Source organism: Delftia sp. ASV31 (genome assembly GCF_016428765.1).
Classification (GTDB): domain Bacteria; phylum Pseudomonadota; class Gammaproteobacteria; order Burkholderiales; family Burkholderiaceae_C; genus Comamonas; species Comamonas acidovorans.
This window is the reverse complement of sequence record NZ_JAELTK010000118.1, coordinates 1-13,841: the sequence shown is the minus strand read 5'-3', so window position 1 is coordinate 13,841 and position 13,841 is coordinate 1. Positions and strand designations below refer to the sequence as shown.

Here is a 13,841-nt window from a genome sequence, read left to right as displayed (position 1 = left end):
GGCCCGCCCCATCAACGCGTTGTATTCCATGGGTGCATTGCCGATCAGGCCGATGGCCAGGCTGCCGACCAGCTGCCGGTGCATGTTGCGCGCCTGCGCACTGAAGCCTTCCAGTCCCTGCAGGGCCGTGCGAGCCATATCGACGAAGCGCCGGCCCTTGGCCGTCAGGCGAAAGCCGCCGCGCCCGCGTTCGCACAAACTGAAACCCAGCCGCGTCTCCAGTGTGGACAGCTGACTGCTGAGCGTGGACTGCCCTACGCCAAGGCTGGCCTGCGCCGCCGACACGCCGCCCGCGTCAACGATGGCCAGAAACACGCGCAGCAGCCGCAGGTCCAGATCTGAAACGGTATGGAGCATGGGGTTTTCACTCGGCAAAGATCGATTTTCATCGATGTTTGTAAATGGAACTTGAAATGGATGCAATCCGGGCTGCTGTCTAGCATCCACGGCTGTTGCAGCACATCTGGATTGAACAAAGAGGGACTGCAATACAGAACAAGAGGGGCGGGCCATGGAATTCACTTCCATGGATACCGCTGTTTCAAGAGGCCCCTGCCAACAGGGCCGCAACAAAAGGGAGACAAACCATGTTGCTCGATATCTCGGTCGTGGTGATCTACGCGGCGGCCATGCTGCTGCTGGGCTGGTACGGCATGCGCCGCGCGAAGACGCAGGAGGACTTTCTCGTGGCCGGCCGCAACCTCGGGCCGGGCCTGTACATGGGCACCATGGCCGCCACGGTGATAGGCGGCGCCAGCACCGTCGGCACGGTGCGGCTGGGCTATGTGTACGGCATCTCCGGATTCTGGCTTTGCGCGGCGCTGGGCGCGGGCCTGCTGGTGCTCAACCTGTTCCTGGCCAAGCCCCTGCTCAGGCTGCGCATCTGCACCGTGACCCAGGTGCTGGAGCGGCGCTACAGCGCCCGTACCAAGCAGGCCAGCGCCCTGGTGATGCTGGCCTACTCGCTGATGCTGGCGGCCACGTCGGTGATCGCCATCGGCACCGTGATGCAGGTGCTGTTCGACCTGCCGCTGTGGATCTCCACTCTGGTGGGCGGGGGCGTCGTGGTCATCTACTCGGCCGTGGGCGGCATGTGGTCGCTGACGCTGACGGACATCGTGCAGTTCGTGATCAAGACCGCGGGCCTGATGCTGATCCTGCTGCCCATCTGCCTGTACCGCGTGGGCGGCTGGGACCAGCTGGTTGCACAACTGCCTGCGTCCAGCTTCGATGTCACCCACATCGGCTGGGACACCATCGCCACCTACTTCGTCATCTATTTCTTCGGAATCATGATCGGCCAGGACGTGTGGCAGCGCGTGTTCACGGCCCGCAGCGAACGGGTGGCCGCCGTAGCCGGCAGCCTCGCCGGCGTGTACTGCGTGGTCTACGGACTGGTCGGCGCCCTGGTGGGCATGACAGCGCGCGTGCTGCTTCCGGACCTGGACAACGCCAACAATGCCTTTGCCGCCATCGTGCAGGCCAGCCTGCCGGACGGCATCCGCGGCCTGGTCATCGCTGCCGCACTGGCAGCCATGATGTCCACCGCCAGCGCCGCCATGCTGGCCGGCTCCACCGTGCTGGCCGAGGACCTCGTGCCCCTGCTGCGGGGCGGCCGGCCGCTGGTCGATGTGCGCTGGCACCGGCTGCTGACGCTGCTGGTGGGGCTGGCCGTGCTCGGCATCGCCCTGGTGGTGGACGATGTGCTCAATGCCCTGACCACCGCCTACAACCTGCTCGTGGGCGGCATGCTGGTGCCGCTGATCGGCGCCATCTACTGGCGACGGGCCACCACGGCGGGCGCCATCGCCGCCATGCTGCTGGGCTGCGCCACGGCCGTCGCCTTCATGGTCAGGGACGGCCTGGCCGCCAACACGCCCATCTATGCCAGCCTGGCCGTGAGCACGGCCAGCTTCATCCTCATCAGCCTGGCGCAGCGCACGCAGCAGCGTTCGCTGTCGGGCATTCAATCCTGATCCCGGCACTGAATCGGAGACGACATGACGCTTTTCACACCAGACAGGCTGCAGGCGCTGCGCGCACGCTTCGGCGGCGCCAACGAGTCCGTGATCCACAACCCGCATTTCCGCGCCGTGGCCGCCCACATCATTGATGCCAGCGGCACGCGCAACGCGCCCTACGCAGGCATGCCCACGCTGCTGGACGCGCCCATGCGTCCCATGGACTGGAGCCGCCCGGATTTCGGCGACCTCCAGGCCGCGCTGATCGGCGTGCCCATGGACCTGGGCATCAGCAACCGCAGCGGCTGCCGCTTCGGCCCCCGGGCCCTGCGTTCCATCGAACGCGTGGGCCCCTACAACCATGTGCTTCGATCCGCTCCCACACGCGAGCTGCGCGTGGCGGACATCGGCGACGTGCCGCTGTCCAGCCGCTACAGCCTGGAGCAGTCGCACCGCGACATAGAGTCGGCCTTCGCAAAGATCCATGCGGCCGGCGTGATTCCGCTGGCCGCTGGTGGAGACCATTCCATCACCCTGCCCATACTGCGGGCGCTGGGCCGCGACCGGCCACTGGCCCTGGTGCATTTCGACGCCCACTGCGACACCGGGGGCCCCTTCGACGGCAGCCGCTTCCACCACGGCGGCCCGTTTCGTCAGGCCGTGCTCGACGGCGTGCTCGACCCCACGCGGACCATTCAGATCGGCATACGCGGCGCGGCCGAATATCTCTGGGAGTTTTCCTATGAGTCGGGCATGACCGTGATCCACGCAGAGGAGCTTCCCGCGCTGGGCGTGGACGGCGTCATTGCCCGCGCACGCGAGGTGGTGGGCGATGCGCCCGTCTACGTCTCCTTCGACATCGACTGCCTGGACCCGGCCTTTGCGCCCGGCACGGGCACGCCCGAGGTCGGTGGAATCACCGTGCGCGAGGCACAGGCCATGGTGCGCGGCCTGGCCGGCATCCACATCGTGGGCGGCGATGTGGTGGAGGTGTCGCCAGCCTACGACGCCACCACCAACACCGCCCACGCAGGCGCGCAGATGATGTTCGAAATCCTCGGCCTGATCTGCGCACGCCACGCCGGGCGCGGCACCGCCCAGCCTGCCTAGGCCCCCTGCCCGCCCTCCCCGCCCTCCGCATCCCGCAGCAGCCCCAGCGGCGTGCTGCCGTAGCGTGCCCTGAACCGCCGGGAAAAATGCGCGGGTGAGCTGAAACCGCAGTGCTGCGAGATCTCCGCGATGCCCAGTGTTCCCGGCTCCGTGCCACGCAGCAGCGCATGGGCGCGTTCCAGGCGATAGGCCATGAGTTCGGCGCTGAGGCTGGTGCCTTCGCGCGACAGCTGGGATTGCAGCGAGCGCACGGACAGCCCCAGCCTGGACGCTACGCGCTCGGGTCCCAACGCCGGGTCCGGGTACTGGCGGGCAATGAGCTGGCGCACCCTGCGCAACAGCACGTGCATGGGCGCGCCGGGTCGGGCCATCGCCATGTCGGCGCTGGCCTGCAGCACGGTCTTCACGGTGTTGATGACCAAGTCGGACAGCCTGGCGGATTCGGCCTCGGGCAAGGGGTCCTGCCACGCGGCCAGCAATTGCATCTGCTGGACCAGCAGTTGAAGCGATGCACAGTCGGGCAGGCTGCGTGCCAGCAGTTGCGAAGCCAGGCCGCCACGCGAATCGATCAGTGCCAGCGGCACGGCCAGCACCACCAGGTCCACGGCCTCTTTCTGCCAGATGCGGTAGCCGCGCCGCTCGTCCAGCAGGAACAGCTGGCCGGGTTGCGCCTGCAGCCTCCTGCCCGCAACCGCCATGCCCGGCTCCCCGGATGACGCCGAGGCATCCGGTACGTCCGGCACGTCCGACAGGTCCGGCACGTCAGGTGCATCCGGTGCGAATACCTGGGCTCCACCTTTGGCATAGAGCACGCACAGCAGGCAGGGCGGGCCTGCGCGCTGGCCATCGGCATGCAGGCGCTCCATGCCATGTTCGGCCGCCATCTGGATGCGGTTGAGCACCACCGCGCCCACGCCGCGCGATGTCAGCACGGCCTCGAAGCGCTCGGGCTGCGCGACCAAGGGCGTGTGCGGCATCTGCGCCTCGCGGCTGGCATCGCTCCAGAACTGCGCTCGCGAAAGCGGCGCGATATGCACCGTGGACCAGCGGTTGTACGTCATACATTCCTCGCCCTGCGCTCGGCGCGCAGCCTCCTTTTGTGATGGGTTGCACGGAGAGTCGGCCGCACCCGAGTGTTGGGGCCAGGCAAGAGGCGGCAGGTCCACGCGACAGCATGAACCCAGGATTTTCGGGATTGCGGCCCGATCAGGCCATTGGATGATTCTGAAAATTCACCGGGGTGAATTCCTAGGCCTGTGCGCCGCACCAGCCCGGATCAGCCCGGATCAGCCCGGATCAGCCCGGATCAGCCCGGATCAGCGCATATCAGCGCGCGATGGCAGGCAGCCGCTCGCTCCACAGCGTGGACTGGTTGCGGCCGTTGCGCTTGGAGTAGTACAGCGCGGCGTCGGCACGCTCCAGGCAGCCCTGGGCCAAGGCATCGCTGCGCTGCAGCTCGTACACGCCCAGGCTGATGGTGATGCGCAGGTCGCCGGCCATGCCAGCATCGATGGCGCGCGCGGCAACGGTTTCGCGCAGGCTTTCGGCGCGGCGCAGGCCCACCTCGGCATCGGTGTCGGACAGCAGCACGGCAAACTCCTCGCCGCCCAGCCGGCCCACCATGTCTTCCTTGCGCATTTCCTGCGCCACCGAGGCCAGCAGCTCCTTGAGCACGATATCGCCCACCGCATGGCCGTAGCCGTCGTTCACCTGCTTGAAGTGGTCTATGTCCAGCATGATCAGCGTGGAATGCGCCACCAGTCCGCTGCGCAGATGGTCCAGCTCCATCGCCAGCCGCTCCATGAAGGCGCGGCGGTTGGGAATGCCGGTCAGCGCGTCGGTCAGCGCCAGGGTCTCCAGCTGGGATTCGCGCTGCTGCCGCTCCGTCGCATCGTGGAAGACCCAGCAGTGGCCGATGGAGCGATCACCGTCGCGCAGCTGCATGCCCTCGATCTCCACATAGTGGTCGTCGGGCAGCGCATGCAGGGACCGGCCAGCCACGGGCCCGGCACTGAGCACGCCAGCCACCGAAGGCGGCAGCAGCTGGATCAGCGCCGGCATGCCCAGCCCCACCAGGGCGGCAGGCGCCATGTCCAGCCGCAGCGCGGCCGCCAGCATGCGGTTGGCGGCCAGCACCTGGCGGCCCTGGGCGTCGGTGACCAGAATGCCTGCGGGAAAGCGGTCGATGATGGCCTCCAGCCGGTGCTGGGTCTCGGCCAACGCGGTCTCGGCGCGCCGGCGCGCGTCGGTATCGATCATGGTCCAGATGACGCGGCCGTCGTCCTCGTCGGGGTCCAGCAGCGAGCCCTGCATGTCGAACCAGTGGCCCGAGCCCGAAGGCATGCGCAAAATCCATTCCGTGCGCACCGTGCCGCGTGCGTTCAGCTGTGCGTAGAGCTGGCCGAAGCGCTCGGAGCTCTCGTCGCTGACATGCAGGGAGCGAAAGTTCACGCCGCCGGGCAGCCGGTCTGTCTCGATCTCGAAGGTCTGCACCGCGCGCTCGTTGGCATAGAGGATTTCGCGCTGGGGACCGGCCATGACGATCAGGGCGCTTCCCCGGTCCAGCAAGGCCTTGATGAGCCGGGACTGCTCCACGCGCTGCTGTATGTCGGTGTGCGTGCCCAGCATGCGCACGGGCTTGCCGTCGGCATCGCGCTGGGTGATTTCGCCGCGCGACTCCACCCACAGCCAGCTGTCGGCCGAGCTGCGCAGTCGCATCTCCACGCGGAAATCGGCCCCGGCCTCGGCATGGCGCTGCAGCCGCGCCAGCATCCGCGCCCTGTCCGAGGGATGGACCATGGCGCAGAAGGCGTCATAGGTCATGGGGAACTGCGCGGCCTCGAAGCCCAGCATCTGGTAGCAGCGGGCATCCCATTCCACATGGCCGCTGCGGCAGTCCCACTGCCACAGGCCGTCGCGCACGGCGCCCACGGTCAGGCGCAGGCGTTCCTCGCTGTGGCGTATGGATTCCTGCATGGCCTGGTCCTGCGTCACATCGTGCACATAGCCATGCCACAGCAGGGAGCCGTCTTCCTCCTGCTGCGGCCGGGCGTGACCATGCAGCCAGCGCAGCTCGCCTGCAGGGCCGTAGACGCGGTACTTGTGCTCCCAGACACCCTTGCTGCCCACGCTGGCCTGCACCGAGGCCGCCAGGGCCGGCAGATCCTCGGGGTGGACCCGCTTGAGCAGTTCATGGTCGGCAAACCTGGCGGCATCGGCCTTGGCGCCATGCAGTTCGAAGAATCCGGGGCTGGTGAAAGGGAACCGGAACTGTCCATCCGCGCCTATGCGGAACTGGAACAGCCCGCCCGGCACCTCCTGCGCCAGCCGCGCAAAGCGTCGCTCACCCTGCAGACGCATGCGCTCGCTGAGCTGGCGCTGGCGCGCCAGCCACAGCGTCAGCAGCATGCCCAGCAGCAGCACGGCCGTGCCTATGCCGTTGCGCAGCAGGCCGCGCTCCAGCGATGCCTCCAGCGGCTCGAAGATGGCTTTCTTGTCCAGCCCTGCACTGACGATCAGCGGATAGCCCTCCACCCGGCTCCAGGCATACATGCGCTGAACGCCATCGACGGACGAATCGGCCTCGTAGGTGCCGCGCTCCAGGGCCGGGGCGAACAGCGCCACGCGCACATCGGAGACCGAGCGGCCCATCACCTGCTCCTGCCCCTGCGAGCGCGCCAGGTAGGCGCCATCGGTGCGCAGCAGCAGGATGACGTCGTTGGCGCCATCGAAGATGGACTGGAAATAGCGCGAAATGTATTCAGGCGACAGCGACAGCACCAGCACGCCCGAGAACTGCCCCTGGCGGTACAGCGCGCGGCTCAGCTGTATGGTCCATTTGTGGGAGACACGCCCCTGCACGGGGCGGCCGATGAACATGCCCATGTTCTCGCGGTTGGCATGCACCTGGAAATGCTCGCGGTCCCGGATGGAGACCTTGGCAGCCCGCGTCTCCGCATCCTGCTGGAGATTGGAGTACACGATGTCCCCTTTCTCATCGGCCACGGCGATCTGCAGGAAGGTGCCGGCCGGGTAGGCGTCGAACGTGGTCTGCACGGCACGCCGGAACCCGTCGACATCGCCATCGGCAAAGTCGGACTCCAGGCCGCGCATGGTGTAGTCCAGGCCGGAGAGCAGGGTCTGCACCTGCACCGATACCGCATGCGACATTTGCCCCACCCGCAGCCACGACTGGGACTCGGTAAAGCTGCGCTGCGTGCGGTGGCTGTCCACCAGCACCGTCCAGTACGCCACCGTGGCCAGCAGCACGCAGCACAGGCCCACCCAGACGGCCACCGTGGTCTGGGTCAGCGGTTCTGCGTTGAGCAGGCGGGACAGGCTGCGGGGAGGCTTTGCGCGCATATCAAACATCATGTTGAGTCACACAGGCCCCGCGCCTTCAAGGGCAGTGGCCCGCAACAGGCCGCCGGGGGGCACTCCGACAGAGCGCAACAATTGTTTCACACACAAGCGCCCTGGTCTTATCAGCTCAATCCGATCTTTGCGACAGCGCCCAGGCCACGTGCTCGCGCACCAGGGCGTCCGGATGTTCGGCGCGGCTGGCCAGCGCCTGCTGCAATGCCGCGTTGCCGGTTTCACGCCAAGCATTGCCCAGCGCCACGGCCACATTGCGCAGCCAGCGCGCATGGCCTATGCGCCGGATGGGACTGCCTTCGGTCAGGCGCAGAAAGGTCGGCTCGTCCCAGGCAAAGAAGTGCACCAGCTGCCCGCCGGACAGGGCATCGCGCGCATCGAAGTCGGGCAGGCGGCTGGGCTGGGCGAACTTGTTCCAGGGGCAGGCCAGCTGGCAGTCGTCGCAGCCATAGATGCGGTTGGCCATCAGCGGCCGCAGCTCCTCGGGAATGGCGCCCGCGTGCTCGATGGTCAGATAGGAGATGCAGCGCCGCGCGTCCACCCGGTGCGGCGCCACGATGGCGCCCGTGGGGCAGGCCGTGATGCAGGCCGCGCAGCTGCCGCAGTGCGCGGTCACCGGCGCCGTGGGCTCCAGCGCAAGGTCCACATAGATCTCGCCCAGGAAGAACATGGAGCCCGCTTCGCGGTTGAGCACCAGCGTGTGCTTGCCGCGCCAGCCCTGGCCGCTGCGCCGGGCCAGCTCGGCCTCCAGCACGGGCGCGGAATCGGTGAAGGCGCGGTGCCCGAAGGGGCCGACTTCCTGTGCAATGCGCTCGGCCAGCTTCTGCAGCCGGTTGCGCAGCACCTTGTGATAGTCGCGCCCCCGGGCATAGACGGAGACAATGCCCTCGTCGGGCCGCTGCAGCCGCGCCCACTCCACCGCTTGCCAGGCGCCCGGCGCATCGGCAGGCGTGTCGCGCGGCAGGTAGTCCATGCGCGCCGTGATCACGCTGACCGTGCCCGGCACCAGCTCGGCAGGCCGGGCGCGGCGCAGGCCGTGGGCCTGCATATAGTCCATCTCGCCATGGAACCCTTGGGCCAGCCACTGCATCAAACCCGGCTCCGCAGAAGACAAATCCACGCCGGCCACGCCAATTTGGGAAAATCCCAGTTCGCGGGCCCAGCCTTGCATCAAAGGAACCAATTGACTGCTGCACAACATACTCCCTCGATTGTAGAAAGCGCCCAGCCGCAGGATGCGGAAACTGCGGGCCGTCGCTGGATATGGGGCAGCGAGGAAGACACGCAGCGGTTTGCGCAGCAGCTCGCGGACCATCCCGCGCTGCGCAACGCCTACGTCACGCTGCACGGCGACCTGGGCGCAGGCAAGACCACGCTGGTGCGGCACTGGCTGCGCGCACTGGGCGTGCAGGGCCGCATCAAAAGCCCCACCTATGCCGTGGTGGAGCCGCATGAGGCGCCGGACCTGGCTATCTGGCACTTCGACTTCTACCGCTTCGATGATCCGCGCGAGTGGGAGGATGCAGGATTTCGCGATATTTTCGCCAGCCCCGGTCTCAAGCTGGCAGAATGGCCCGAAAAGGCCGCAGCGCTTACGCCTGCGGCAGATATAGCTATTCATATCGAAGCAATCGACGAGACGCAGCGCCAGGTGACCTTGCTCGCCGGCACGCCCGTCGGACGCGCCGTGATCCAAGCACTCAAGGCATGAGCGACGCCAACTCCTCCTCCTATCCGTCCGGCCTGTCGCGCCGCAATCTTTTGCAGGCGGGCTCCATCGTGCTGCTGCTGGGCCGCCAGCACATCGCGCACGGTGCCACCATCGTGGCCGTGCGCGTCTGGCCCGCGCCCGAATACACGCGCGTGACCATAGAGTCCGACCGGCCGCTGGCTGCCAAGCAGTTCTTCGTGGACCAGCCCCCGCGGCTGGCCGTGGACATCGAGGGCATCGACCTCAATCCCGCGCTGCGTGAACTGGTGGCCAAGGTGCGGTCCGACGATCCCAACATCGCCTCCATCCGCGTGGGCCAGAACTCGCCCAGCGTGGTGCGCCTGGTGATCGATCTCAAGCAGCCCGCCAAGCCCCAGGTCTTCACGCTGCAGCCCGTGGCGGCCTACAAGCACAGGCTGGTGTTCGACCTGTACCCCGCCAAGGCCGTGGACCCGCTGGAGGCGCTGATCAGCGAGCGCCTGCGCGATGCCTCCGGCGACGATACCGCTGTCGCATCGGCACCGCCGCCTCCACCACCGCTGCCCCGGCCCTCAGGCCCCACGGCGCCAGCCCCCGATCCGTTGGGCGACCTGATCGCCCAGCACAGCAGCGGCTCCGGCGGCAAGACGCCTGCACCGCCCGCCGTGGTGGCACAGGCACCTTCCCCTGCCGCTCCGGCCCCGGCGCCTCGCCCTGCCGCGCCTGCGCCCGTTCCGGCGCCTGCCCCCATTGCCGCGCCCAACATCGCCACCTCGCGCCAGACCGACCGCATCATCATCGTGGCGCTGGACCCCGGCCACGGCGGCGAGGACCCCGGCGCCACCGGCCCCAGCGGCACGCGCGAAAAGGACGTGGTGCTCAAGATCGCCCACCTGCTGCGCGACCGCATCAACGACACCCGCATCGGCGGCAGCCCCATGCGCGCCTTCATGACGCGCGATGCCGACTTCTTCGTGCCCCTGGCCACGCGCGTGGAAAAGGCCCGGCGCGTGCAGGCCGACCTGTTCATCAGCATCCACGCCGACGCCTTCACCACGCCGGCCGCGCGTGGTGCCAGCGTCTTTGCGCTCAGCGACAAGGGCGCCTCCAGCACGGCCGCGCGCTGGCTGGCCAACAAGGAAAACCAGTCCGACATCGTCGGTGGCCTGAACATCGGTTCGCAGGACCAGCATGTGCAGCGCATGCTGCTGGACATGAGCACCACGGCCCAGATCAAGGACAGCCTCAAGCTCGGCGGCGCCCTGCTGGGCGAGATCGGCAACATGGCCAAGCTGCACAAGCCGCGCGTGGAGCAGGCCGGGTTTGCCGTGCTCAAGGCGCCCGACATTCCCAGCGTGCTGGTGGAAACCGCCTTCATCAGCAACCCCGAGGAAGAGGCCCGGCTGCGCAGCAGCGCCTACCAGGTGCAACTGGCCGACGCGCTGATGCGCGGCATCCGCAACTACTTCGCGCACAACCCGCCGCTGGCACGCAGCCGCTCCGTCTGACAGAGCCCAAAGGCACGAGCGTAGGGCACGGGCGACGCCGCCCGCAGCCGCTGTCGGACGGCAAAGACGCGACACTTCCGAGCCGCCCGGCGGCAGCTCGGGCAGATCTCCTACCGCTGCCGCAAGCCCTGAATGAGAGCATGCAAACATGTTCCACACAGTGCTTGCGCCATACGCCACTCACGGCGACAAGGCAGGCCGCCACAGGAGATGAACATGAAGACACGCCTTTATTCCATTGCCGCCGCAGCAGCCATTGCCCTGTTCTCTGCCGGCTGTTCCACCAATCCCAGCAGTGCACAGATCGGTACCGGCGTAGGCGCCGTGGCCGGTGGTGTCGTGGGGGATGCACTGTTCGGCAGCACGCTGGGCACCGTGGGCGGTGCAGCCGCCGGTGCACTGATCGGTAACGAGGTGGGCAAGCGCAACGACCGCCGCTGATCCCCACTCCCGCTCCATGAAAAAACCCCTTGCGCCATGACGGTGCAAGGGGTTTTTTCTATGCGCGGAAAGCTCAGGGGGCCGTCTTGGGCGCGCGCCCCGCGCGCCAGGCGCCAAAGATGGCGATCAGGCCCGGCACCAGGATCAGGCCCCAGATGATCTTCTCCAGGTTCTCGCGCACCCAGGGCAGGTTGCCGAAGAAATAGCCGGCTGCGCTGATGCCGAACACCCAGACAATCGCGCCGCCCACATTGAAGGCAGTGAACTTGCCCCGGTTCATCGCGGCCACCCCGGCCACGAAGGGCGCAAAGGTGCGGATGAACGGCATGAAGCGGGCCAGCACGATGGTGATGCCGCCATAGCGCTCGTAGAACGCGTGGGCCTGGTCGAAGGCGCGGCGGTTGAACCAGCGCGAGTCCTCCCACTGGAACACCTTGGGCCCTATGTAGCGGCCGATGGTGTAGTTGCACTGGTCGCCCAGCACGGCCGCCACCAGCAGCACGGTGCAGGCGATCGAATAGTCCATGAGCCCCACGCCGCACAGCGCGCCGACGATGAACAGCAGCGAGTCGCCGGGCAGAAAGGGCATGACCACCACGCCCGTCTCCACGAAGACGATGAGAAACAGCAGCGCATACACCCAGGGTCCATAGGCCACGACAAAGGCCTCCAGATGCTTGTCGATATGCAGGATGAAGTCGATCAGGAACTGAATGATTTCCAAAAGAGAGTCCTCCGCGGCGGGCGCCGCACCGGCCCGTACTGTACTTCGCCGACATGCCCCCACGGCCGAGCCGGAGCCGGTCACGCCATCGCACACACCGGCGCTTGCAGGAATCTACAAATGCTTGAAATCAAGCTTGTTTTGTTACACAACTTGATAAAACTCTACGAAAAACTCATGAGTGCGTCAGCTTTTTGCAGGCAAAGTGCTCCCATGCCGTCGGCAATGCCGGCCCGGCCTCACCACCATCGCCAAGACACAAGGAAGCAAGCCATGAACAAGACCCTTCGCACTTTCGCGCACAAGTCCGAACGCCAGTCCGGCTCCACGATGGGCCGCACCCTGGCCATCGCCGCCCTGCTGACCGGCGCGCTCGCGATGGGCGGCTGCGCCCACCGCCCCAACAATGCGCAACTGGGCACGGGCGTGGGCGCCGTGGCCGGTGGCGTGCTGGGCAGCGCGCTGTTCGGCACCACGCTGGGCACCGTGGGCGGCGCCGCGGCCGGTGCACTGGTCGGCAACCAGATGGGCAGCAACAGCGACCGCGCAGGCCGCCGCCGCTGACCCTGCAGCCACCCTCATTCAAAGAGTGCCCCCGGCTCCGGCCTTTGTTGCCGGGGACGCCTCTTGGAGCCGCTTTCGCGGCTCCTTTTTTTTGCGGGCGCCGGCGCCGCACACCCCATTCCCACAGCCCGCAAGCGGTGGATGCGAGCCCCTAGAATTGCCGCGTGAACGCATCCATCCCCTCCTCCGACACCCTCCCCCGCCGCCCCATCCGCGACCTGCCCGACGAGCTGATCAGCCAGATCGCGGCCGGCGAAGTCGTCGAGCGCCCTGCCTCGGTGGTGCGCGAACTCGTGGACAACGCCCTGGATGCGGGCGCCCGCCAGATCAACGTGCGGCTGCTGGCCGGGGGCGTGCGGCTGATCTCGGTGGAGGACGACGGCGGCGGCATCCCGCGCGATGAGCTGCCCGTGGCATTGCGCCGCCATGCCACCAGCAAGATCACCGATCTGCACGACCTGGAGACCGTGGCCACCATGGGCTTTCGCGGCGAGGCGCTGGCGGCCATCTGTTCGGTGTCGGAGGCGTCCATCCTCTCGCGCCCTGCGGGCCAGGACTCGGCCTATCTGCTCGATGCGCGCAGCGGCGAGCTGCGCCCCGCCGCCCGCAACCAGGGCACGACGGTCGAGGTCAAGGAGCTGTTCTTCTCCACCCCGGCCCGCCGCAAATTCCTCAAGAGCGACGCCACGGAGCTGGCCCACTGCATCGAGTCCGTGCGCCGCCATGCGCTGGCCCGGCCCGACGTGGGCTTTGCCATCTGGCACGAAGGCAAGCTGGTCGAGCAGTGGCGTGCCGCCGGCAGCATGTCGGATGAAGCCCTTGCGCGCCGCCTGGGCGATGTGCTGGGCGACGCCTTCGTGCAGAACTCCGTGACGGTGGAGCACTGGTCGGGCGCCGTCCACGTCACGGGCCGTGCGGGCATTCCCGATGCGGCGCGCTCCCGGCCCGACCACCAGTTCTGCTACGTCAATGGCCGCTTCGTGCGCGACAAGGTGCTGACCCACGCCTCGCGCAGCGCCTACGAGGATGTGCTGCACGGCCACAAGCAGCCCGTCTATGCGCTGTATGTGGAGATCGACCCTGCGCGCGTGGACGTGAACGTGCACCCCACCAAGATCGAGGTGCGCTTTCGCGACAGCCGCGAGGTGCACCAGGCCGTGCGCCACGCCATAGAGAACGCGCTGGCCGCCCCGCGCGCGGCGGCGGCCGCCGCCGCTGCCGCCGAGGAAGCCGCCCGCACCCCGGAGCTGGCCCCTGCCGCACCGGCCCTGTCTCTTATACACATCTGACGCTGCCGACGAAATGCGAACAGTGTAGATCTCGGTGGGCGCCGTATCATTAGAGAGGGGGGGGGGGGGGGGGGGGGGGGGGGGGGGGGGGGGGGGGGGGGGGGGGGGGGGGGGGGGGGGGGGGGGGGGGGGGGGGGGGGGGGGGGGGGGGGGGGGGGGGGGGGGGGGGGGGGGGGGGGG

The 13,841-nt window shown here is 67.9% G+C and carries 11 protein-coding genes and 1 pseudogene; 7 read left to right on the top strand and 5 right to left on the bottom strand.

The features are described from left to right. The coding region (locus tag JHD82_RS26650; RefSeq protein ID WP_199139753.1) for a LysR family transcriptional regulator at nucleotides 1-357 on the bottom strand (357 nt) is incomplete at its 3' end. 230 nt (nucleotides 358-587) lie between these two features. Here JHD82_RS26650 and JHD82_RS26645 point away from each other — a divergent pair. Next, nucleotides 588-1,976 carry a sodium:solute symporter gene (locus JHD82_RS26645; RefSeq protein ID WP_199139752.1) on the top strand — a complete coding sequence of 463 codons (1,389 nt, stop codon included), beginning with the start codon at nucleotides 588-590 and terminating at the stop codon, nucleotides 1,974-1,976. Between the two features lie 24 nt (nucleotides 1,977-2,000). Next, nucleotides 2,001-3,071: an agmatinase gene (speB, locus tag JHD82_RS26640; protein WP_199139751.1), complete on the top strand. Its 1,071-nt coding sequence runs from the start codon at nucleotides 2,001-2,003 to the stop codon at nucleotides 3,069-3,071. Here speB and JHD82_RS26635 read toward each other — a convergent pair. The 3 genes from JHD82_RS26635 to queG all read right to left on the bottom strand — a co-directional run bounded on the left by JHD82_RS26635 (nucleotide 3,068) and on the right by queG (nucleotide 8,616). Further along, nucleotides 3,068-4,132: an AraC family transcriptional regulator gene (locus JHD82_RS26635; protein WP_199139750.1), complete on the bottom strand. Its 1,065-nt coding sequence runs from the start codon at nucleotides 4,130-4,132 to the stop codon at nucleotides 3,068-3,070. The two genes, speB and JHD82_RS26635, sit on opposite strands and share 4 nt — an antisense overlap. Nucleotides 4,133-4,397: 265 nt before the next feature. After that, a complete protein-coding gene (locus tag JHD82_RS26630; protein ID WP_199139749.1) occupies nucleotides 4,398-7,445 on the bottom strand; it encodes a diguanylate cyclase in 3,048 nt (1,015 codons plus the stop codon). A gap of 115 nt (nucleotides 7,446-7,560) precedes the next feature. Further along, nucleotides 7,561-8,616 carry a tRNA epoxyqueuosine(34) reductase QueG gene (gene queG, locus JHD82_RS26625; RefSeq protein ID WP_199139741.1) on the bottom strand — a complete coding sequence of 352 codons (1,056 nt, stop codon included), beginning with the start codon at nucleotides 8,614-8,616 and terminating at the stop codon, nucleotides 7,561-7,563. A 12-nt stretch (nucleotides 8,617-8,628) separates the two neighbouring features. On the opposite strand from queG, the gene tsaE reads away from it, so the two are divergent. The 3 genes from tsaE to JHD82_RS26610 all read left to right on the top strand — a co-directional run bounded on the left by tsaE (nucleotide 8,629) and on the right by JHD82_RS26610 (nucleotide 11,084). Continuing rightward, entirely contained in the window at nucleotides 8,629-9,156 is a 528-nt protein-coding gene (gene tsaE, locus JHD82_RS26620) for a tRNA (adenosine(37)-N6)-threonylcarbamoyltransferase complex ATPase subunit type 1 TsaE (protein ID WP_034396474.1), read from the top strand. Then, nucleotides 9,153-10,643, top strand: coding sequence for an N-acetylmuramoyl-L-alanine amidase (locus JHD82_RS26615; protein WP_012206926.1), 1,491 nt, complete (start codon nucleotides 9,153-9,155; stop codon nucleotides 10,641-10,643). The genes tsaE and JHD82_RS26615 overlap by 4 nt, the downstream gene beginning before the upstream one ends. A 216-nt stretch (nucleotides 10,644-10,859) precedes the next feature. Next, nucleotides 10,860-11,084: a glycine zipper domain-containing protein gene (locus JHD82_RS26610; protein ID WP_012206927.1), complete on the top strand. Its 225-nt coding sequence runs from the start codon at nucleotides 10,860-10,862 to the stop codon at nucleotides 11,082-11,084. 73 nt (nucleotides 11,085-11,157) lie between these two features. Here the strand turns inward: JHD82_RS26610 and JHD82_RS26605 are convergent, their stop codons facing one another. After that, nucleotides 11,158-11,808, bottom strand: coding sequence for a DedA family protein (locus JHD82_RS26605; protein ID WP_199139739.1), 651 nt, complete (start codon nucleotides 11,806-11,808; stop codon nucleotides 11,158-11,160). A 273-nt stretch (nucleotides 11,809-12,081) separates the two neighbouring features. Here JHD82_RS26605 and JHD82_RS26600 point away from each other — a divergent pair, with 273 nt between their 5' ends. Together JHD82_RS26600 and mutL are read left to right on the top strand one after the other, a co-directional pair. After that, complete coding sequence (locus JHD82_RS26600) at nucleotides 12,082-12,372, top strand: glycine zipper 2TM domain-containing protein (protein ID WP_013801089.1); 291 nt, start codon at nucleotides 12,082-12,084, stop codon at nucleotides 12,370-12,372. A 164-nt stretch (nucleotides 12,373-12,536) separates the two neighbouring features. Further along, nucleotides 12,537-13,640, top strand: a pseudogene (gene mutL, locus JHD82_RS26595) (DNA mismatch repair endonuclease MutL); the annotation flags it as partial. Nucleotides 13,641-13,841: the final 201 nt, after the last annotated feature.